Source organism: Sodalinema gerasimenkoae IPPAS B-353 (genome assembly GCF_009846485.1).
Lineage (GTDB): Bacteria > Cyanobacteriota > Cyanobacteriia > Cyanobacteriales > Geitlerinemataceae > Sodalinema > Sodalinema gerasimenkoae.
Window position 1 is genome coordinate 2,724,886 of the sequence record NZ_ML776472.1, and the last position, 19,586, is coordinate 2,744,471.

Below are 19,586 nucleotides of genomic sequence, written 5' to 3' on the forward strand. Positions count from 1 at the left end.
GAAGGGGCTATGGTATGCGGATTCCCTATTAAATAAAGCTCACCCTTAAACAAACAAAACCCCCTCTCGGGTGAGAGGAGGTCTTGTCGATTATCCTAAGCGTCGGAGTTCAGATTAACCGAACTTACCAGCCGTCGAGGCAATCAGGAAGGCAGCGTAGGTGAAGATATACCCCACAGTAAAGTGAGCTAGACCCACAACCCGAGCCTGAACGATGGAGAGTGCAACGGGCTTGTCTTTCCAACGAACCAGGTTCGCTAGAGGAGTGCGCTCGTGTGCCCAAACCAAGGTTTCGATGAGTTCTTGCCAGTAACCCCGCCAAGAGATGAGGAACATGAAGCCTGTAGCCCAAACAAGGTGACCGAACAGGAACATCCAAGCCCAAACCGAGAGGTTATTGACACCGAAGGGATTGTAGCCGTTGATTAACTGGGAAGAGTTCAACCACAGGTAATCGCGGAACCAACCCATCAGATAGGTGGACGACTCGTTAAACTGGGCAACGTTACCTTGCCAAACGGTGAGGTGTTTCCAGTGCCAGTAGAAGGTCAACCAACCTAAGGTGTTCAGCATCCAGAACATGGCGAGATAGAAGGCATCCCAAGCAGAGATGTCGCACGTACCGCCACGACCAGGACCATCACAAGGGAAGCTGTAACCGAAGTCTTTTTTGTCCGGCATCAGCTTGGAACCACGGGCATCCAACGCACCTTTGACGAGAATCAAGGTGGTGGTATGCAGACCGAGGGCGATCGCATGGTGGACTAAGAAGTCACCAGGACCAATGGTCAGGAACAGGGAGTTGGAACCACTGTTGATGGCATCCAACCAACCGGGGAGCCACACGTTGGCATGGTTGGGCCAAGCGGTGGTGGCAATGCTGTCGGGGTTCGATAGAAGAACGTCAAAGCCGTAGAGGGCTTTACCTGATGCTGCCTGAATCCATTGGGCGAAGACTGGCTCAATCAGGATTTGTTTTTCGGGGGTTCCGAAAGCAACGACGACGTCGTTGTGAACATACAGTCCTAAGGTATGGAAGCCGAGGAACAGAGACACCCAGCTCAGGTGAGAAATGAGAGCCTCTTTATGATCCAGCATCCGAGCCAGAACATTGTTTTTGTTCGTTTCGGGATCATAGTCACGGACAAAGAAGATTGCGCCGTGAGCAAATGCCCCAACCATCAGGAATCCAGCAATGTACTGGTGATGGGTGTACAACGCTGCCATGGTGGTGTAGTCCTTAGCCATGAAGGCGTAGGGAGGCAGGGCGTACATGTGCTGCGCGACCAGGGAGGTAATCACACCTAGGGAGGCGAGAGCCAGACCCAGTTGGAAGTGCAGCGAGTTGTTGATGGTGTCGTAAAGACCTTTGTGGCCTTCACCCAACATTCCGCCGAAAGGAGTGCCTTTGGGGGGATTGTGAGCGCCGAGGATCTCTTTAATGCTGTGACCGATACCAAAGTTGGTGCGGTACATGTGACCTGCGACGATGAACAGGACGGCGATCGCCAGATGGTGATGCGCCATATCCGTCAGCCACAGGGACTCGGTTTGCGGGTGGAAGCCACCCAAGAACGTCAAGATAGCGGTTCCTGCACCTTCAGACGTGCCAAAGACATGGCTAGCGGTGTCAGGACTTTGAGCATACACGCCCCAGTTACCGGTGAAGAAGGGCTTCAGTCCGGCAGGGTGCGGCATGGTGCTGAGGAAGTTATCCCAGCCCACATGCTGACCACGAGACTCGGGGATGGCGACATGCACCAGGTGACCCGTCCAAGCCAGTGAGCTAACTCCGAACAGACCCGCGAGGTGGTGGTTCAGGCGAGACTCAGCATTTTTAAACCAAGAGAGGCTCGGACGATATTTCGGTTGCAGGTGAAGCCAACCAGCGAACAGCATCACGGCTGCCAAGAGCATCAGGAAGATGGACCCTTGATAGAGGTCAGCATTGGTTCGCATCCCGATGGTGTACCACCAGTGGTACACGCCGGAGTACGCGATGTTTACCGGGTTAGAGGCCCCGGCTTGGGTGAAGGCATCAACAGCGCCTTGACCGAATTGAGGATCCCAAATCGCGTGAGCGATGGGACGGATGTTGAGGGGATCTTTGATCCACTGCTCGAAGTTGCCTTGCCAAGCGACATGGAAGAGGTTGCCTGAGGTCCACAGAAAGATAATGGCGAGGTGTCCGAAGTGGGACGCGAAAATCTTTTGGTAAAGATTCTCTTCCGTCATACCATCATGGCTTTCGAAATCGTGCGACGTAGCAATCCCGTACCAGATCCGCCGTGTGGTTGGATCCTGGGCCAAGTCTTGGCTAAATTTTGGGAATTTCGTTGCCATAAGTCCTACAAGGAGATGCGTGCGAGTATCATCCTACTGAAATGATCCGTGCCAGGAAGAATGCCCAAGTTGTGGCAATCCCACCTAACAGATAGTGGGCGACACCAACGGCCCGACCTTGAATGATGCTCAGGGCGCGGGGTTGAATCGCGGGAGCGACTTTGAGCTTGTTATGAGCCCAAACAATCGACTCAATTAGCTCTTGCCAGTAGCCACGTCCACTAAAGAGGAACATGAGGCTGAATGCCCAAACGAAGTGAGCACCGAGGAACAGCAGTCCATAGGCGGACAGGGCTGAACCGTAGGAACCGATTACCTGAGAGGCTTGCGCCCACAGGAAGTCGCGCAACCATCCATTAATGGTAATGGCGCTTTGGGCAAAGTTGCCATAGGTGATGTGGGACACCGAACCGTCTGCACCAACTGTTCCCCAAACATCGGATTGCATCTTCCAACTGAAGTGGAAAATCACGATGGAGAGGCTGTTGTACATCCAGAACAGACCCAAGAACACATGGTCCCAACCAGAGACTTGGCAAGTACCGCCACGTCCCGGACCGTCACAAGCAAAGCGGAAGCCTAGCTCGGCTTTGTCAGGAATCAAGCGAGAGCTACGAGCAAACAGAACACCTTTGAGCAGAATCAGCACCGTCACGTGGATGGTGAAGGCGTGAATGTGGTGAACCATGAAGTCAGCTGTACCCAATTGAATGGGCATCATGGCGACTTTTCCACCGACAGCGACGACATCGCCGCCAAAGGCAGGACTAACACTCGCTAAGGCATTGGGGGCAGTGTTGCCCGGTGCCAAGGTATGTAGGTGTTGAACCCATTGGGCAAAGATCGGCTGAAGCTGGATCCCCGTGTCGGAGAACATATCTTGAGGACGACCAAAGGCACGCATGGTGTCGTTGTGGACGTAAAGCCCAAAGCTATGGAAGCCTAAGAAGATACAAACCCAGTTCAGGTGGGAGATGATTGCATCTCGGTGGCGGATGACCCGATCGAGCAGGTTATCCACGTTTTTGGCAGGGTCATAGTCACGAACCATGAAGATGGCTGCGTGAGCACCTGCACCGACAATTAGGAAGCCGCCAATCCACATATGGTGGGTAAACAGCGACAGTTGAGTCGGGTAATCCGTTGCAATGTACGGATAGGGAGGCATGGAGTACATGTGGTGAGCCACAATGATACTCAGGGAACCCATCATGGCGAGGTTAATCGCAAGCTGGGCATGCCAGGAGGTGGTCAGGATCTCGTAGAGTCCTTTGTGACCTTCTCCGGTAAAGGGTCCTTTATGGGCTTCCAGGATTTCCTTCATGCTGTGACCGATACCCCAGTTGGTCCGGTACATGTGACCCGCGATGATAAACAGGACGGCGATCGCCAAGTGATGGTGAGCCGTATCGCTGAGCCAGAGACCACCGGTTTGGGGGTTCAAGCCACCTTTGAAGGTTAGGAAGTCTGCATATTCACCCCAGTTCAAGGTAAAGAATGGGGTTAAACCTTTGGCAAAACTGGGATACAGTTCCGCCATTTTGCTTGTATCAAGGATAAACTCGTGCGGCAGGGGAATATCCTGCGGTGCAACACCAGCATCCAGAAGTTTATTAATGGGAAGCGAAACGTGGATTTGGTGACCGGCCCAACCTAAGGAGCCAAGTCCGAGTAAACCAGCCAAGTGGTGGTTCATCATCGATTCCACGTTTTGGAACCATTCCAGTTTCGGTGCACTGACGTGGTAATGGAACCAACCGGCGAACAGCATCAAAGCTGCCATTACTAGACCACCAATGGCGGTGCAGTACAGTTGGAACTCATTGGTAATGCCGCTAGCACGCCAAAGTTGGAATAATCCGGATGTAATTTGAATCCCGTGGAAGCCACCACCAACGTCGGCGTTGAGGATGTCTTGACCCACAATGGACCAAACTACTTGAGCACTTGGCTTGATCCCAGTGGGATCGCTTAACCAAGCTTCATAATTGGAGAAACGTGCGCCGTGGAAGTAGGCACCGCTTAACCAGATAAAAATGACTGCCAGTTGACCGAAGTGGGCGCTAAAAATTTTGCGCGATACTTCTTCTAAGTCGTTGGTTTGACTGTCAAAATCATGAGCGTCTGCATGGAGGTTCCAAATCCAAGTGGTGGTTTTTGGACCTCGTGCCAAAGTGCGATCGAAGTGACCAGGTTTGCCCCACTTCTCAAAAGAAGTCGGAACCGGATTTTTGTCGACCTCGACTTTGACTTTTGCATCCCGCTCTTGGGGACTAATCGTCATCGAGTCTCTCCTCTCTCTAGACCATTGACATACTCACCAGCCTAAAGGCGTGGGGATGTTCTAGACCTCGCGGTTCTAGATTCCTGGTTCGGCTTCCCAACTCCTGAATGTTAGTTTCCCAACATCATTCGCAATGGGTGCCTGCCCAGGCATTTCTCTCAAAAGTGTAACGCACAATGCGTTTTATTTGAGATGAGTTCCCGGATGCCCTCCGGTACGACGTGAAAAGCATTCTACCACAGATGATTCTGTCTAGAATGTCTCCCTAAAGTGGGGAGGCTTTTAGACTCGTTTTTCTGAGTAACGTCTGACCACAAAATGCCCAACTCAACTCCCGCAGTCTTGGATGTGATAACTTGGGACTCGAAAATCCCATATTACGTTTTTTATCTTTTATGTCGCTTGCAGTCAGCTTCATATTAGGGAAGTTGATTTTTTGTTGACCCCAAACCTAGTGGCTCAGGAGCCAGACCGAACATTCTGCGGCTGTTACCGAGAATCTATGTTTGTGATTATAGGTCTTCTTTCAGAATAATTCAAACGATTTCTTCGCTTTTTTTGTTAGGTGCGCTAGTAAAAATTGCCCGTCAAGTCAAGCAACGTAACATTAAGTTTACAAAAATTAAATTCTTTTAATATAATCAACGAAAACCGAGGAGATGCTGATCTATATATATTACAGGGTTTATGAAACAACATCTTAGCGCATGGAGAGGCTCATCTCAAGCCCGGTCCCATCAGCTCAAATCTCCCTGTGGTCCCGAGGGAGTTTGAACCTTAGGAACTGACGCAGTTTGGGCATTTTCCGCTATAGTGACTGGCAAGTCCGGTAATCTGTAATTGGACGTTGTTATTTTGAGGGAGTGTTTCCGGCGTGCTGAATCGAGACGATCGCCCATCACTGTGGAAAAAGTGGCTGTCCCTACCGTTGGCCCTACTACTGGTCTGGGGACTCTGGGGCTGTAGCCAACCCGACTTAACGATTGAGTCAGGAACCCGGGCCAAGCGAACCGCTGAGGCGATCGCCCCCCCCATGGAACTAACCGAAGTCTCCCCCCCCGAGGCGATCGCCCAGCTCAAAGTCGCCCTCGATCGCTACCGTCCCCAAGTCAAGATTCGCCAACCCCGCCCCGATGCTATCCTCCGCAACAGCAGCGTTAAGGTTGAACTGAAGGTTCAAGACCTGCCCATCTTCCAAAACCCAACCCTGGGACTCGGCCCCTACATCCAATTAATAGTCGACGATCGCCCCCTCGACCCCATCTACAAGCTCGAAGACCCCATCACCCTAGAGGGACTCGATGCCGGAACCCATACCCTGCGGGCCTTTGCCGTGCGTCCCTGGCATGAAAGCTTCAAAAATGAAGGGGCCTACGCGCAAACCACCTTCCACCTCTACACCAAAACCGGCAACCATCAACCCGACCCTGAGCGTCCCCTCCTCACCTATCATCATCCCCGAGGGACCTATGGGGCCGAACCGATCCTACTAGATTTTTACCTCACGAATGCCCCCCTGCATCTCGTCGCCCAAGAATTTGAGGATGATGAAATTCCCGATTGGCGAGTCCGGGCCACCGTCAACGGCTATAGCTTCATCAGCGATCGCTGGCAACCCTTCTACCTCAAAGGCTTCCAACCCGGAACCAACTGGGTCAAGCTAGAATTTATAGATGCAACCGGCGAACCCCTGCAAAACACCTTTAACACCACCGCCGAACTCATTACCTATGACCCCAGTCTGAATGATTCGCTCTCTCAACTGATCCAAGGTCAACTCAGTTCCAAAGAAGCGGAAAGTCTGATTGACCCCAACCTTGTCTTAGAACCCGAACCTGAGCCGGAACCTGAGCCAGAACCTGAGCCGGAACCTGAGCCAGAACCCGAACCAGCGGCAGTTGAACCGGAGATTGAACCGGAACCCGTCCTAACCCCCGAAGACACCCTGCCAGAAATTGTCGAACCCGAAGCAGCACCCGAGCCGATTATCCCAGAGATGTCCAAGGAGGAAGCACCTCCAGAAGCGGACATCTCAGAACCTGAAGTCCCAGAACCGGAACCCCCAACCCTTAACGAGGGCGATCGCGACTCCAACTCAGTCTCAACGACCCCAGAATCTCCAGCAGTCCCAACTGAACCGCCAACCGGTCTTAGTGAAGCGGAGCCTGGCCGCTAAACTCGCTTCGACAGCCTTGACTCTCATGGCTGTGGTGCATCTCCTGGCAGCTCCGGGCCTTGCCCATCCCCAACCGGCCCGTGACCCCCTCAACCTAGACCATCTCGATCGCCCTCCCGAGCGATTTGAAGAACCCATCATTCGTCCCGAGACGGTCTCCCAAGAAGGTCTAACGGAACCCAGTTTGTGGTGGGCGGCCCAGCAATTTGGCGGGTCTCTGCTCAACACTTGGCTGGCCTATCCCGAACAGCAACGAATCGACCTGGTGATTAACCCACAATTTTGGACTCCCCTGGATTACCTAGAACGCTATCAATTTGTGCATCAAATGGGTCTAGTGGCCCGCTCCCATGGCTACAACCTGCGCGTCTTCAATCGTCAACAACCAGAGCGACTGCTGGCCGCCTATACCTGTGATTTTCAGCAGTCCCCGCTTCGCTGTCGGCTGGACGTCGAACGAGGCGGCCCCTCAGGCTTACGTCGTCTGATTCCCTAGCCCCCCTCTCGTGAGTTATATCTATTGATTATGGTTAAAGTTCTGCATCTATCTGATATCCACCTCGGGAGTGGCTTCTCTCACGGCAAACTTGACCCCGACACGGGACTCAATACCCGTTTTCTGGACTTTATTGGCACCCTTAGACGTTGTATCGATCGCGCCCTAGAAGACTCCGTCGACCTGGTTCTCTTTGGCGGGGATGCCTTTCCCGACGCCACTCCCCCGCCCTATATTGCCGAAGCCTTCGCCCTGGAGTTTCACCGCCTGGCCCAAGCCAATATCCCCACCGTACTGCTAGTCGGAAATCACGATCGCTACTCCCTCGCCGATGGAAGTGCCAGTCTAGGAATTTACCGAACCCTGGCCGTTCCTAACTTCATTGTCGGCGATCGCCTAGATCTCCATTCCATCCCCACTCGCAACGGAACCATACAAGTCATCACCTTACCCTGGCTCACCAGTTCCACCCTCTTAACCCGTCCTGAAAGTCAAGGCCTCTCCATCGCCCAAATCAATGAACTGCTGGCGGAACGCCTACGGATTGCCCTAGAAGGAGAAATTCGCAAACGCGATCGCACCTGTCCCACAATTCTCCTGGGTCATCTGATGAGCGATAAAGCCAAATTTGGGGCAGAACGACTCTTAGCGGTGAGTAAAGGCTTCACCATTCCCCTCTCCCTGCTGGTGCGTGAAGAATTTGACTATGTGGCCCTAGGCCATGTCCACAAACACCAAAATCTTAACCCCAGTAATGATCCCCCCGTGGTCTATCCCGGCAGCATTGAGCGGGTTGACTTTAGTGAGGAGAAAGAGGACAAAGGCTATGTTCTGGCGGAGGTGGAGGTGGGAACCTGTCGCTGGGAATTTTGTCCGCTCCCCGTTCGCCCGTTCCTGACCATCTCTGTTGATGTTTCTGAGGCGGATGACCCCCAAGCCATGCTGCTAACGACTCTCCAGAAAAAAGACCTGTGCGATCGCGTGGTCCGCTTACGCTATAAACTGCGAGCCGACCAACTCGATCGTATCAATACCTCAGAACTTCGCAAAGCCCTAAAACCCGCCCACAGTGCCACAATTCAACCAGAGTTAATCAGCCAACTCAGTCGGCCCCGCATTCCCTCCCTCAGTGGACGGGCCATTGACCCCCTCGATGCCCTCCATGCCTATTTAGACAACCGCGAAGACCTCCGAGATATCCGTGAGGATCTCGTTAAAGCCGCTGAACACCTCTTACATGAGGATGAGTTACCCTTATTTCGCGAGAGTTAATCACGGGGGACGTAGCTTAGAATCTGGCTAACCACAGCCTCCACCGTGAGATCATCGGTTTGGATTTCGATCGCATCCTCGGCTTTTTGCAGGGGAGAGATGGCCCGAGTGCTGTCTTGTTGGTCTCGCTGGGCAATTTCGGCTTCCAATTGGGAGAGGTTCACCTCATAACCCTGTTTTTCCAGGTCTACCTGGCGTCGTCGGGCCCGTTCTTGCACAGAAGCGGTGAGAAAAATCTTGACATCAGCATCCGGGAACACCTGAGTTCCCATATCTCGCCCTTCGGCCACTAAGCCGCCAGCGGCCCCATACTCCTGTTGTTGTCGCACCAAAAATTCACGAACGGCGGGGAAGGCTGCCACCGTAGAGACTTGGGCAGTCACCTCGGGACTGCGAATGGCTTGGGTCACCTCATGCTGATTCACCCAGACGCGACATTGGGGACTGTCTCCCTGGGGTTCTAGGCGAATCTCGCAGTTTTTCAGGGCTTGGGCGATATGGGCTTCATCGTTGACAGAGATACCACATTCGAGGACATACCAGGTTACAGCCCGGTACATGGCCCCGGTATCGAGATAGAGTAGGCCGAGTTTGTCGGCGACCTGTCGGGTGACGGTGGACTTTCCAGCCCCCGCTGGGCCATCGATGGCAACAATGGGCTGACGAATCGTTAACAACATAGTATCAATGAGGCGAGTGGAACCGAGGTGGGCGGCGATCGCCAGTCGTCCTTGATCCTTAATGGTGGTTAGGAGGGCTAAAGACTGGGGATCGACTAATTCTACATACTCGGGCTGCACTTGGGGAACCTGGGCCAGTTCTGCTTGCACGATCGCCAATAGGGCCTTGGCATCTCGTTCCCCCCGCTGGAATTGCGATCGCGCGGCCGCCAATCCTCGATACAGGACGCTGGCTTGCTCTCGTTGGCGATCGCTCAGATACTGGTTTCGAGAACTGTAGGCCAGTCCAGACTCCTCCCGCACTAACGCACAGGGGATAATCTCGACAGGAAAATTTAGGTCGGCGACAAGACGGCGGATAATCAGCAGTTGCTGGGCATCTTTCTCGCCGAAATAGGCCCGATGGGGTTGGATGAGATTAAAAAGCTTGGTGACGATGGTGGCCACCCCCTGAAAATGTCCGGGACGCGATCGCCCACAGAGGACGGAGGTGAGGTCAGGGGGGGGACAAACTTGGGTGAGAACTGAGGATGAGTCTTGAGATGAGATCCCCAAGTCCTCGGCTTGGGGACAGAAAACGGCATCCACTCCCGCCGCTCGACAATGCTCTAAATCGGCATCGAGGGTTTTGGGATAGCGAGCGAGGTCTTCGTTGGGCCCGAATTGTAGGGGGTTGAGGAAAATACTGACAATAAGCTGATCATTGTGCGATCGCCCTTGCCGAATCAGGCTTAAATGCCCTGCATGAAGGTTGCCCATCGTCGGGATCAAGCCTAGGGTCTCGGTTGAGGAGACACCTTGTCGGTAATCTCGTAATTCGGCAATGGTTGTCAGTTGTTTCATGACCCCTTCGGATGTAACAGTAATCGCTTGCTAGGAGCCGGATCAGCCCCGTCAGATGCACCTATGCAAACGATCCACTGTCAATGATTCAGGCCCAACTGTCAAGGGTTAGTCCGCGAGAACTTCCACCACTACAGGAGCGGTTCCGCTGTTAATCATTCCCAGCTCGCGAGCTGCACCGGCGGACAGGTCGATAATGCGGTTCCCCACGTAGGGGCCACGATCGTTAATCCGCACCACCAGGGAGCGACCATTATTGAGGTTGGTGACCCGTACATGGGTTCCAAAGGGAAGTTCTAAGTGAGCGGCGGTGATGTCTTGACTGTTGAAAATCTCACCGTTAGCGGTTTGATTTCCTTCAAACCCGGGTCCGTACCAGGAGGCTATCCCCTGTTCTTCGTAGAGCACCGCTTCTGATTTGGGGGCCGGATCAGGTTTGTTGGTGGTTCCAGTGTCACGGTAGGCCTGATGGGTTGCCGAAGCAAATGTTCCCAAAACTTCAGGTTGCGGGGGAGCTAGGGCATCTAGTACACTAGAGTTATCTAGAATCTGACTCGGAGCTGATGATAGGTCTTCAGCTCCTAAGTTAGCATTCTCGACTTGTCCCCGATTCGCAACATACCTCTCCTCAGCCGTTGGAGAGAGCGTCACGGTCTCAGCGGCTTCGTCAGTCCCTTGCACAAGCTCCGAAACAGTGGCTTGCGTGACTCGGGAAAGGTGGCGTGCTGCGCTGCCTTCGCTGGCATTGGCAAGGTTAGCTGAGCTGCTAACTCCGGCAATTGCTAGGGCGACCGTGAAACGTCTCCAAAGTTGATAACTCATAAATAAGGGCTTCTCCTGAGTGAGTACAACACACGCAGTGGTGTGTTTGGGAGTACGAGGTCAGTGTGATCGCCTCTCTCTAATGGAGTCTGCCTAACTCCAAGGAGGCTGGCTGGTGTCGAGTGGCAAATTTTGCTCCCTCGACCACTAACTCATACTCATTTCGTGTTTATGTTGTAGGTGGAACTGCAACAGAATAACACGAAGATTTTGAATCGGGGATCAGTGACCCCTCGAAAAACGGTGTAACTTTACCAAAACTTTACAATCCGTTTTTCGGGGCTTTTCTGCTGCAATCTTTTCCCTGTAAGAGGTCTAGCGTTTTTCATAGCTCCACAAATCTTTACATAAAAAACACATAAAAAGTGGATAAAGTGTGGTAAGGGAGCAAGGCGGGTTTCCAGAAATGGGCAAGCTTAGGCTAAAATGCAGCTTGCAGTTGCGGTCTTGCGATCGCAGCCCCCTATCACCTCATTAGACAAATCTGCCTCATGGACTATCGGGACGCTGGAGTCAATATCGAAGCCGGTCGCGCCTTCGTCAACCGTATCGAATCCCTCGTAAAAGACACCTATCGTCCTGGGGTTCTGGGAGGCCTGGGAGGGTTTGGAGGCTATTTTGAGATTCCCCAGGGCTATCAGCAGCCGGTTTTAGTATCAGGAACCGACGGAGTGGGAACTAAACTCAAACTGGCCCAACATCTCAACCGCCACGACACGGTGGGAATTGACCTGGTGGCCATGTGTGCCAATGATGTCCTCACCAGTGGGGCCGAACCGCTGTATTTCCTCGATTACCTAGCCACCGGAAAACTCGACAGCGAACAGTTAGCCCAAGTCGTGAGTGGGATTGCGATCGGCTGTCGGGACGCCGGATGTGCCCTATTGGGGGGAGAAACCGCCGAAATGCCAGGATTTTACCCCGATGGGGAATATGACATGGCCGGATTTTGCGTGGGAATTGTCGAAAAACAGCAACTCCTGGATAGATCTCAGGTGAACATTGGCGATGTGGCGATCGCCCTTCCCAGTTCCGGGGTTCACAGCAACGGCTATAGTCTGGTGCGGAAAATCATCGCGGATGGGGGCTATTCCTGGAGTGATTGTCCCCCGGTATTTCAGGGACAATCGTTGGGAGAGGTGTTTCTAACGCCGACCCAACTCTATATCCAGCCCATCTTAGAACTGCGTCGTCAGGGGATTGAGATTCACGGGATGGCCCATATTACCGGCGGCGGACTTCCAGAAAACCTGCCCCGTTGTCTGGGAGAAAAACAGTCTGTCCGCATTGACGAGGCAAGCTGGGAGATTCCCGCTATCTTCCAATGGCTGGCGGAAGCAGGGACTGTTTCGTCTGAGGCCATGTTCGACACCTTTAATATGGGGGTGGGATTTGTGGTGATTGTTGCCCCTAGGGATGTGGAGGCGACTCTGGCAAGTTTGGAAACTCAACAGCAAGCGGCCTGGGTTCTGGGTGAGGTGGTTGATGACTAACGTCCCTAAACGGGGCGGCAAAAGAGACGGCGATAGACGGGTTCTCCTTTGTTGTGGGTAGCAATTTCTCGTTCTGTGGGGACGGGGAGGGGGTTTTCCGGTAGCCAGTCGTCCGTGGTGGCGGTGAAGGCGGGATGTTCCCAGACGCGATCGCACATCTCGCTGGCCACCTCTTCCACATCGGATTGCAGGAAAATCTCGCCATCGGGGGCCAGGAAACGGGCTAAATCTTCTACTAATTTCGGTTGAACCACGCGACGCTTATGGTGGCGTTTTTTGAACCAGGGGTCTGGGAATTGGATTGAGATGCGTTTGAGGCATCCCTCGGGGAGGGATTCGAGTAAGGCCTCACTCATGACATTGATATTGCAATATAGATAGTGAAGATTGGTCAGATTATCGCGATCGCGCCATTGGTTGGCTTCATCCACCAGGGACTGACGAATCTCCAACCCGAGGAAATTCCAATCGGGCTGTTGTGGGGCCAGTTCATAGAGAAAGCGGCCTCGCGCACAGCCAATATCTAAATGGAGTGGCTGCTGGGGGTTGTCGTAGATTGTAGTCCAGTCCGGGAGGGAAACCGGCTGCTGGTACTTACGACTTAGGGGGTTAACATGTTGGCGAACTCGAACTGGAGACAAGACAAACACCTCCTCAAAACGACCTCATTATCCTATGACGGTTGGGGAACTGGGGGCAGTCCCCGTTAAAAAGTGCTGATCCTACTTACAATGCAGCGAGACTCCTAGAGTCTGTGAACCCAAGACGTTCTGGTTAAAGTACGATGGCACTCGTTGACATTCAACTCGGTTCTGATTTTAACTTTGGTATTGCCCAGGAGGGGGATGCGGTCGTTGATTTTAATACCCTTCCCCTCGAACAACGGCAACTGTTTGCTTCCTCGCCGGGGATTGATGCGATCGCCATGCGAGGGGGCAATGATTTAGCCATCAATGATAATGTAGGTCGCATTTTCTTTGGTAATGCGGGCAACGATACCCTAATTGGCGGGGCCGGGAATGACACTCTGGCAGGAGGACGAGATAACGATGTTCTCATCGGCAACCAGGGTAATAATCTCCTGTTTGGCAATTTAGGGGACGATACGATTTCCGCTGGGATTGGCAATGATACGATTTTTGGCGGTCAAGGGAATGATGTGTTATTTGGCAATGCTGGGGATGATGTTCTCAGTGGCGATTTAGGGAATGACACCCTAAATGGAGTTAGTGGCCGCAATACCTTGATTGGTGGCGGTGGGGATAATGTTCTCAACGGCGGCGATGGCGATGATTGGCTGATTGGGGGACCGGGGGCCAATGATATGCGGGGAAATGGGGGACGCAACACCTTTGTCTTCCGCAGTCGCGATTTGACGGGGGATTTGTTGAGCAGTGATGTGGTGATTGATTTTGACCCCTGGGGCGATCGCATTATTGTCGATAGCTTTAATATCGTTCTGGATGATGGGATTGATTTATCGAATCTGTTGAGTTTTGATGGGGCCAATCGACCGGATCAAGTTGATACCATTGTCCGTGTTGGTGAACAAGGCCCGATTTTAGGGGTCGTCATCGATATTACGGCCCGAGAACTGCAACAACGGATTCAGAATGTCTCACCCGGTTCGTTGGATATTTTGTTTTAGGGGGAGTTCTAACCGTTACCCTGCCAAATGTCTTCAATGGCCCCGGCTACCGCTTCCGCTTCTTGGACATCCTCCAATAAGACGGTGACATGACCTAATTTGCGTCCAGGACGGGATTGGGTTTTGCCATACCAATAGACATGGGCCTTGGGGAACTCACAGAGGCGATCGCGTTTCTCGTGATAGTCCGATTCCGCCGTCTCAAACCCCAACAAATTTATCATCACCGCCGCAGGAGAGGTCATGGCCGTCGAACCGAGGGGTAAATCACACACCGCCCGCAAAATTTGGGCAAATTGAGAGGTTTCACAGGCATCGAGGGAAAAATGTCCTGAATTATGGGTTCGGGGGGCAATTTCATTGACTAAAACTTGCCCATCTGGAGTTAAGAAGAGTTCTATTCCAAACAACCCAACCACATCAAGATTTGTCAGGAGCGATCGCGCGATCGCCTGACAATCTTTTGCCACCTCTTCCGACACCACCGCCGGGGCAATCACTCGCCGACAGACTTGGTTCTCTTGTTGGGTTTCCACAATGGGATAAATCGCCATCTCTCCCTGACCATTGCGAGCAGCAATGACCGCTAACTCTCGCTCAAAGGGGATAAAATCCTCAATCAAAACCGATGGATATCCCCAACGCTGCCAGGTTTCCTCAAATGCCTGTTTATCCCGTAGAATCACGGTTCCTTGACCGTCATAGCCATGTCTTCGAGCTTTCATGACGCAAGGAAAGGTGATGTTTACAGAAGATTCATCCCCTTTTTTTAAATTAAAAAAATGAGGAACTGGCAATCCCAAATCGCGCATATAACAGCGTTGTTCATACTTGTCTAACAGTGGTTTTAAAGCAGACAATCGAGGACGAAATAAGCTCTGAGAGTTGTTTATTTTTTCCAACTCTTCTAAGTCAACAAACTCATTTTCAAACGTAATGACATCACAGTGTTGAGCTAACGTTTGGGTTGCCGCCACATCAGCCACCTTAGCCAACACCACCTCATCGGCAAGTCCCACCGCTGGGTCATCAGAACTTGGGGTTTGAATCAGCGTTTTAAGATGCAAGCGAGCAATCACTCGCCGACAGACTTGGTTCTCTTGTTGGGTTTCCACAATGGGATAAATCGCCATCTCTCCCTGACCATTGCGAGCAGCAATGACCGCTAACTCTCGCTCAAAGGGGATAAAATCCTCAATCAAAACCGATGGATATCCCCAACGCTGCCAGGTTTCCTCAAATGCCTGTTTATCCCGTAGAATCACGGTTCCTTGACCGTCATAGCCATGTCTTCGAGCTTTCATGACGCAAGGAAAGGTGATGTTTACAGAAGATTCATCCCCTTTTTTTAAATTAAAAAAATGAGGAACTGGCAATCCCAAATCGCGCATATAACAGCGTTGTTCATACTTGTCTAACAGTGGTTTTAAAGCAGACAATCGAGGACGAAATAAGCTCTGAGAGTTGTTTATTTTTTCCAACTCTTCTAAGTCAACAAACTCATTTTCAAACGTAATGACATCACAGTGTTGAGCTAACGTTTGGGTTGCCGCCACATCAGCCACCTTAGCCAACACCAAACGTAATGACATCACAGTGTTGAGCTAACGTTTGGGTTGCCGCCACATCAGCCACCTTAGCCAACACCAACTCATCGGCAAGTCCCACCGCTGGGTCATCAGAACTTGGGGTTTGAATCAGCGTTTTAAGATGCAAGCGACTCATCGGCAAGTCCCACCGCTGGGTCATCAGAACTTGGGGTTTGAATCAGCGTTTTAAGATGCAAGCGTTTAGCTTCCTGGGCCATCATCCAGGCTAACTGTCCCCCGCCAATAATTCCCACTGTTTGTTTATCGTTACCCATGATTTTATCAATAATAAAGACTTACATCACCCGCTTAGGAAGAGGGCGACCATAAAGGTACGCCCCTACGTCTTATTTTCCCCTTCTGGGAGGGGCAGGGGTGGGTTATACCTTTTGCCCCTTGCCTTCTTTTTATTTTCCCCTCCTGGGAGGGGCAGGGGTGGGTTATGGCCTCTGTGACTGAAGTGGTTCTCCCTCTTACCGACAATACAACGAATCCCGAGTAGCCACCCCAGTTGTTGGATTCACGCCCTCGGCCAGTTCACAGAGTTTATTCACCTGGGCCCCATCGAGAATCGCATCACTGAAATCCGCCCCAGCAATCTGCACCTCCTCAAACTTGGACCGCAGAAAAATCACATCGGTTAACACTGCATCCCGTAAATCAACCGTCTTAAACGTCACCTGATCCAGCATCGAATTACTCAAATCCGCTCCTCGGAAACTGACATCCGTCATCCAGGAAACGCTAAACGTGGTTCCCCGTAAATCCGCATCGCTGAAATCCACCGATCGCAACGTACAACCGGCAAACTCCGCCCTAGCCAGTGTTTGCCCCGAGAAATCCTCATTGACGAGAGTTGCCTCACTATAGGAGAGTTCTGGGTTATAGAGAACCGCTTGAGCGAGGGGATGTCCCAAGCCGAGATTGAGGGAAAGTAGCAGAGCCAAACCAATGTGGGCGATCGCCATCAACATAGCAGCAGAGATATCCAGAGATCACTCTTTACTCTAAGCCACTGCCCTACCCTTGCCAACTCCCTCCTCTACTCTCCCCGCGTTACCCAGAAATTTATAGATACAATGGGGGTGCAATTAAACACTGTTATAAGGAAAGGAAGAAAAAATGCCACAATTTATCGTGACCTGGTTGATGACGGCACTCGCTCTCGTTATCACCGCCTATCTCGTCCCTGGAATCGAGCTAGATAGTATTAACGCTGCCCTCATTGCAGCGATTATTCTTGGATTAGTCAACGCCGTAGTGCGTCCCCTGTTGGTTCTCCTCACCTTGCCCATTACCATCCTCACCCTAGGACTGTTCTTGCTGGTGATCAATGCCATTAGCATTCTGATCGTCGCTAACCTCACCAGTGGTTTCGCCGTCAATGGGCTATTTTGGGCCATCGTTGGGTCTGTAGTTCTCTCCTTTGTTTCGAGTATCTTAGATAGTTTAATTGGAAAGAAACCCAACGCTACCTAAGTGTCCTGTCTCATGAATGACCCTAACGACCGTTCTCTCAACGGGATTGATCGGCAACTGATTCAATTGCTCAGCCAGCGGATTCAGCGGTTATCTCAGCCAACATCTGATCGATCGCCATCCTCAGCTAGCATACAGGCGGAACTCCAGAAAGCTGGGGTTCCGCCTTTTGTCTGGAATAGCCTCGTCACCAGTTGTACGGCGGCCCTGGCCACATCTGCCCTCAGACTCCCCGAAGAACCTCAGCAACGAATTACTCTAGTGGGTGGCCGGGGGATGATGGCCCAGTTTTTCCGCCAGCGGTTCCTCGCGGCGGGCCATGAGGTGCGTCTGTTGGGCCGACAGGATTGGCATCAGGCCCCAGACCTATTGAAAGACATTGACTTAGCCCTGGTTTGTGTCCCCATTGACCGAACCTTAGAGATTATTCGCCAAACGGCGGCCTATCTGCCACCTACTGCCACGTTAGCGGATATTACGAGCATTAAGGGCCCCATGTTGGAGACCATGTTAGCGGCTCATTCCGGCCCCGTCGTGGGATTACATCCCATGTTTGGCCCTGGGGTGGAGTCGTTTTTGTCTCAGAAAGTGGTAATTTGTCCAGGCCGCGATCGCCCCGCTTGGCAATGGCTTGTGGATCTCATGGCCCGAGATGGCGGGGACTTAGTCGAATCTCCCCCCGATGAACATGATCAGATGATGGTGACAGTTCAGGCGATTCGTCACTTCGCCACGTTTGGACTGGGGGTGTTTTTAGCTCAAGATGGTATTGAAGTTGGCCGCAGTCTAGAGCTATCCAGTCCCATTTATCGCCTGGGCATTGATATGGTGAGTCGTCTGTTTGGACAGGATGCCGAACTCTATGCCGATATTATGCTGGCCAATGCTGACCGTCGTGAGGCGATCGCCCGTTTAGCCCAAACCTTCCAGGCCCTGGCTGAACAGGTGCAAGCCAAAGACCGTCAGGGACTGATTGCCGCCATGAACGCCGCCAGTGAGACCTTTGGCAGTGAAACGGAACGGGCGGTTCGGGAGAGCGATCGCCTCATTGAAGCCATGAGTATCCTCCTCGCCGCTGACCGAGTTGTGGACTCCCCCTCTAGCATCACCCCTCCCCCTGATATGAAATGATGAAACAGGCAAGCAATCAGATTGACCTGGCAGCAATTTTATGGATATCACCTGGCAAACGGCAAAAACCTACGAGGATATTCTCTACCACAAAACCGATGGGATTGCCAAAATCACCATCAACCGCCCCCACAAACGCAACGCCTTTCGCCCGCAAACCGTTGTTGAACTCTATGATGCGTTCTCGGATGCTCGGGAAGATACCCGCATTGGGGTTGTGTTGCTCACGGGAGCGGGCCCCCACAGTGATGGCAAGTATGCGTTTTGTTCCGGTGGCGATCAGACAGTACGAGGGAAGGCCGGTTATATGGATGAGGCTGGGGTTCCTCGCCTCAATGTCTTGGATTTACAGCGGCTGATTCGCTCAATGCCCAAAGTCGTGATTGCTTTGGTGGCCGGCTATGCTATTGGCGGCGGTCATGTTCTCCATGTGGTCTGTGACCTCACCATTGCGGCGGATAATGCTATTTTTGGGCAGACGGGGCCAAAAGTGGGAAGTTTTGATGGCGGTTTTGGAGCGAGCTATTTATCGCGAAGTGTGGGCCAGAAAAAAGCTCGCGAAATTTGGTTCCTCTGTCGCCAATACGATGCACAACAGGCCCTAGAGATGGGATTAGTGAATACAGTGGTTCCTGTGGCGGAGTTGGAAGCTGAGGGGATTCGTTGGGCCGAGGAAATCCTGCAAAAAAGCCCGATTGCCATTCGTTGCCTTAAAGCAGCGTTTAATGCCGATTGTGATGGACAGGCTGGCCTACAAGAACTCGCTGGCAACGCCACCCTCTTGTATTACATGACCGAAGAAGGGGTTGAGGGGAAACAAGCCTTTTTAGAGAAACGGGACCCTGATTTCCGACAGTATCCTTGGCTCCCTTAGACGGCCGCCAAGTTGATTTTGTAAAACACTATACATGAGGCTCGCCCCACCTCCCTTAGGTGGGGTCTTTCTTAGGGATTCGGGGAGGGAATTCAGTGCGGAAACTCACCTAACGAACCCCTGAGACTCGGACGGTTTCCGTGAGTCTAGGCTTGAATCGTGATGGGTGTGTAATTGGAGCGGACGCGTACATCAAAAAAGCTCAACTCGTTAAACAGCAACGCGTTCAGCTTGAGTGGGCACAGGTTGATTTTGTAAATTCCGATGTGAAACTGGCTCGCGGCTGTCGAGAGAAATGAGTTTTTCTAAATGTTCCCAAGATGGGGCAAAGGGCGGGAAGGCTAAGGAACACGACTTCCAACTGCCACAAACCGGTGCACCAAGTTGCTGACATTGTCCACCTCGACGACCTTCAGGGGTATAGTATCGGCAAGAGCGGCAGGTTGAAACGGAGCA

17 protein-coding genes are annotated in these 19,586 nt (G+C 52.3%); 8 read left to right on the top strand and 9 right to left on the bottom strand.

The genetic code is table 11. The annotated features are described in order from the left end of the window. Window positions 1-114 precede the first annotated feature (114 nt). On the bottom strand, window positions 115-2,343 hold the full coding sequence (gene psaB / locus L855_RS11905) for a photosystem I core protein PsaB (RefSeq protein WP_159788282.1): 2,229 nt from the start codon (window positions 2,341-2,343) through the stop codon (window positions 115-117). A 28-nt stretch (window positions 2,344-2,371) separates the two neighbouring features. Continuing rightward, window positions 2,372-4,627 carry a photosystem I core protein PsaA gene (gene psaA, locus L855_RS11910; RefSeq protein ID WP_159788284.1) on the bottom strand — a complete coding sequence of 752 codons (2,256 nt, stop codon included), beginning with the start codon at window positions 4,625-4,627 and terminating at the stop codon, window positions 2,372-2,374. 874 nt (window positions 4,628-5,501) lie between these two features. Here psaA and L855_RS11915 point away from each other — a divergent pair. The 3 genes from L855_RS11915 to sbcD are packed head-to-tail and all read left to right on the top strand — an operon-like array spanning window position 5,502 to window position 8,571. Then, entirely contained in the window at window positions 5,502-6,803 is a 1,302-nt protein-coding gene (locus tag L855_RS11915) for a hypothetical protein (protein WP_159788286.1), read from the top strand. 16 nt (window positions 6,804-6,819) lie between these two features. Next, complete coding sequence (locus L855_RS11920) at window positions 6,820-7,299, top strand: hypothetical protein (RefSeq protein ID WP_159788288.1); 480 nt, start codon at window positions 6,820-6,822, stop codon at window positions 7,297-7,299. 30 nt (window positions 7,300-7,329) lie between these two features. Next, a complete protein-coding gene (sbcD, locus tag L855_RS11925; RefSeq protein WP_159788290.1) occupies window positions 7,330-8,571 on the top strand; it encodes an exonuclease subunit SbcD in 1,242 nt (413 codons plus the stop codon). On the opposite strand, the gene L855_RS11930 is transcribed toward sbcD, so the two are convergent. Both L855_RS11930 and L855_RS22430 read right to left on the bottom strand, forming a co-directional pair. Further along, a complete protein-coding gene (locus tag L855_RS11930; RefSeq protein WP_159788292.1) occupies window positions 8,568-10,094 on the bottom strand; it encodes a bifunctional pantoate--beta-alanine ligase/(d)CMP kinase in 1,527 nt (508 codons plus the stop codon). The two genes, sbcD and L855_RS11930, sit on opposite strands and share 4 nt — an antisense overlap. A gap of 108 nt (window positions 10,095-10,202) precedes the next feature. Then, complete coding sequence (locus L855_RS22430) at window positions 10,203-10,916, bottom strand: septal ring lytic transglycosylase RlpA family protein (RefSeq protein WP_159788294.1); 714 nt, start codon at window positions 10,914-10,916, stop codon at window positions 10,203-10,205. A gap of 491 nt (window positions 10,917-11,407) precedes the next feature. Here L855_RS22430 and purM point away from each other — a divergent pair, with 491 nt between their 5' ends. Beyond that, window positions 11,408-12,409, top strand: coding sequence for a phosphoribosylformylglycinamidine cyclo-ligase (gene purM / locus L855_RS11940; protein WP_159788296.1), 1,002 nt, complete (start codon window positions 11,408-11,410; stop codon window positions 12,407-12,409). Between the two features lie 5 nt (window positions 12,410-12,414). Here the strand turns inward: purM and trmB are convergent, their stop codons facing one another. After that, window positions 12,415-13,050, bottom strand: coding sequence for a tRNA (guanosine(46)-N7)-methyltransferase TrmB (gene trmB / locus L855_RS11945; RefSeq protein ID WP_159788298.1), 636 nt, complete (start codon window positions 13,048-13,050; stop codon window positions 12,415-12,417). 143 nt (window positions 13,051-13,193) lie between these two features. Between trmB and L855_RS11950 the strand changes: the two genes are divergently transcribed. Beyond that, the gene (locus L855_RS11950; RefSeq protein ID WP_159788300.1) at window positions 13,194-14,057 is read left to right on the top strand and encodes a calcium-binding protein; all 864 of its coding nucleotides are present in this window, start codon (window positions 13,194-13,196) and stop codon (window positions 14,055-14,057) included. An 8-nt stretch (window positions 14,058-14,065) separates the two neighbouring features. On the opposite strand, the gene L855_RS11955 is transcribed toward L855_RS11950, so the two are convergent. From L855_RS11955 to L855_RS11970, 4 genes are all read right to left on the bottom strand, one after another. Next, window positions 14,066-15,649 carry a 5-(carboxyamino)imidazole ribonucleotide synthase gene (locus L855_RS11955; RefSeq protein ID WP_159788302.1) on the bottom strand — a complete coding sequence of 528 codons (1,584 nt, stop codon included), beginning with the start codon at window positions 15,647-15,649 and terminating at the stop codon, window positions 14,066-14,068. After that, window positions 15,624-15,806 (bottom strand): hypothetical protein, encoded by a 183-nt coding sequence (locus L855_RS11960; RefSeq protein WP_159788304.1) that lies wholly within the window; start codon window positions 15,804-15,806, stop codon window positions 15,624-15,626. The genes L855_RS11955 and L855_RS11960 overlap by 26 nt, the downstream gene beginning before the upstream one ends. Beyond that, window positions 15,763-15,921: a hypothetical protein gene (locus tag L855_RS11965; protein ID WP_192925086.1), complete on the bottom strand. Its 159-nt coding sequence runs from the start codon at window positions 15,919-15,921 to the stop codon at window positions 15,763-15,765. Before L855_RS11965 ends, L855_RS11960 begins: the two co-directional genes overlap by 44 nt. A 198-nt stretch (window positions 15,922-16,119) precedes the next feature. Then, complete coding sequence (locus L855_RS11970) at window positions 16,120-16,614, bottom strand: pentapeptide repeat-containing protein (protein ID WP_159788306.1); 495 nt, start codon at window positions 16,612-16,614, stop codon at window positions 16,120-16,122. A 154-nt stretch (window positions 16,615-16,768) separates the two neighbouring features. On the opposite strand from L855_RS11970, the gene L855_RS11975 reads away from it, so the two are divergent. The 3 genes from L855_RS11975 to menB are packed head-to-tail and all read left to right on the top strand — an operon-like array spanning window position 16,769 to window position 19,130. Continuing rightward, window positions 16,769-17,125, top strand: a complete 357-nt coding sequence (locus L855_RS11975) for a phage holin family protein (protein ID WP_159788308.1) — start codon at window positions 16,769-16,771, stop codon at window positions 17,123-17,125. A 12-nt stretch (window positions 17,126-17,137) separates the two neighbouring features. Further along, complete coding sequence (tyrA, locus tag L855_RS11980; RefSeq protein ID WP_159788310.1) at window positions 17,138-18,256, top strand: bifunctional chorismate mutase/prephenate dehydrogenase; 1,119 nt, start codon at window positions 17,138-17,140, stop codon at window positions 18,254-18,256. A 40-nt stretch (window positions 18,257-18,296) separates the two neighbouring features. Next, a complete protein-coding gene (gene menB / locus L855_RS11985) occupies window positions 18,297-19,130 on the top strand; it encodes a 1,4-dihydroxy-2-naphthoyl-CoA synthase (protein WP_159788312.1) in 834 nt (277 codons plus the stop codon). The last annotated feature ends 456 nt before the right edge of the window (window positions 19,131-19,586 follow it).

Coding starts and splice junctions, on each gene's coding strand:
- L855_RS22430 (WP_159788294.1), bottom strand. CDS start 10,916: ATGAGTTATCAACTTTGGAGACGTTTCACGGTCGCCCTAGCAATTGCC.
- L855_RS11955 (WP_159788302.1), bottom strand. CDS start 15,649: ATGTCATTACGTTTGGTGTTGGCTAAGGTGGCTGATGTGGCGGCAACC.
- L855_RS11965 (WP_192925086.1), bottom strand. CDS start 15,921: ATGGGTAACGATAAACAAACAGTGGGAATTATTGGCGGGGGACAGTTA.
- tyrA (WP_159788310.1), top strand. CDS start 17,138: ATGAATGACCCTAACGACCGTTCTCTCAACGGGATTGATCGGCAACTG.
- psaB (WP_159788282.1), bottom strand. CDS start 2,343: ATGGCAACGAAATTCCCAAAATTTAGCCAAGACTTGGCCCAGGATCCA.
- L855_RS11975 (WP_159788308.1), top strand. CDS start 16,769: ATGCCACAATTTATCGTGACCTGGTTGATGACGGCACTCGCTCTCGTT.
- L855_RS11960 (WP_159788304.1), bottom strand. CDS start 15,806: ATGACCCAGCGGTGGGACTTGCCGATGAGTCGCTTGCATCTTAAAACG.
- L855_RS11930 (WP_159788292.1), bottom strand. CDS start 10,094: ATGAAACAACTGACAACCATTGCCGAATTACGAGATTACCGACAAGGT.
- L855_RS11950 (WP_159788300.1), top strand. CDS start 13,194: ATGGCACTCGTTGACATTCAACTCGGTTCTGATTTTAACTTTGGTATT.
- psaA (WP_159788284.1), bottom strand. CDS start 4,627: ATGACGATTAGTCCCCAAGAGCGGGATGCAAAAGTCAAAGTCGAGGTC.
- purM (WP_159788296.1), top strand. CDS start 11,408: ATGGACTATCGGGACGCTGGAGTCAATATCGAAGCCGGTCGCGCCTTC.
- menB (WP_159788312.1), top strand. CDS start 18,297: ATGGATATCACCTGGCAAACGGCAAAAACCTACGAGGATATTCTCTAC.
- L855_RS11970 (WP_159788306.1), bottom strand. CDS start 16,614: ATGGCGATCGCCCACATTGGTTTGGCTCTGCTACTTTCCCTCAATCTC.
- sbcD (WP_159788290.1), top strand. CDS start 7,330: ATGGTTAAAGTTCTGCATCTATCTGATATCCACCTCGGGAGTGGCTTC.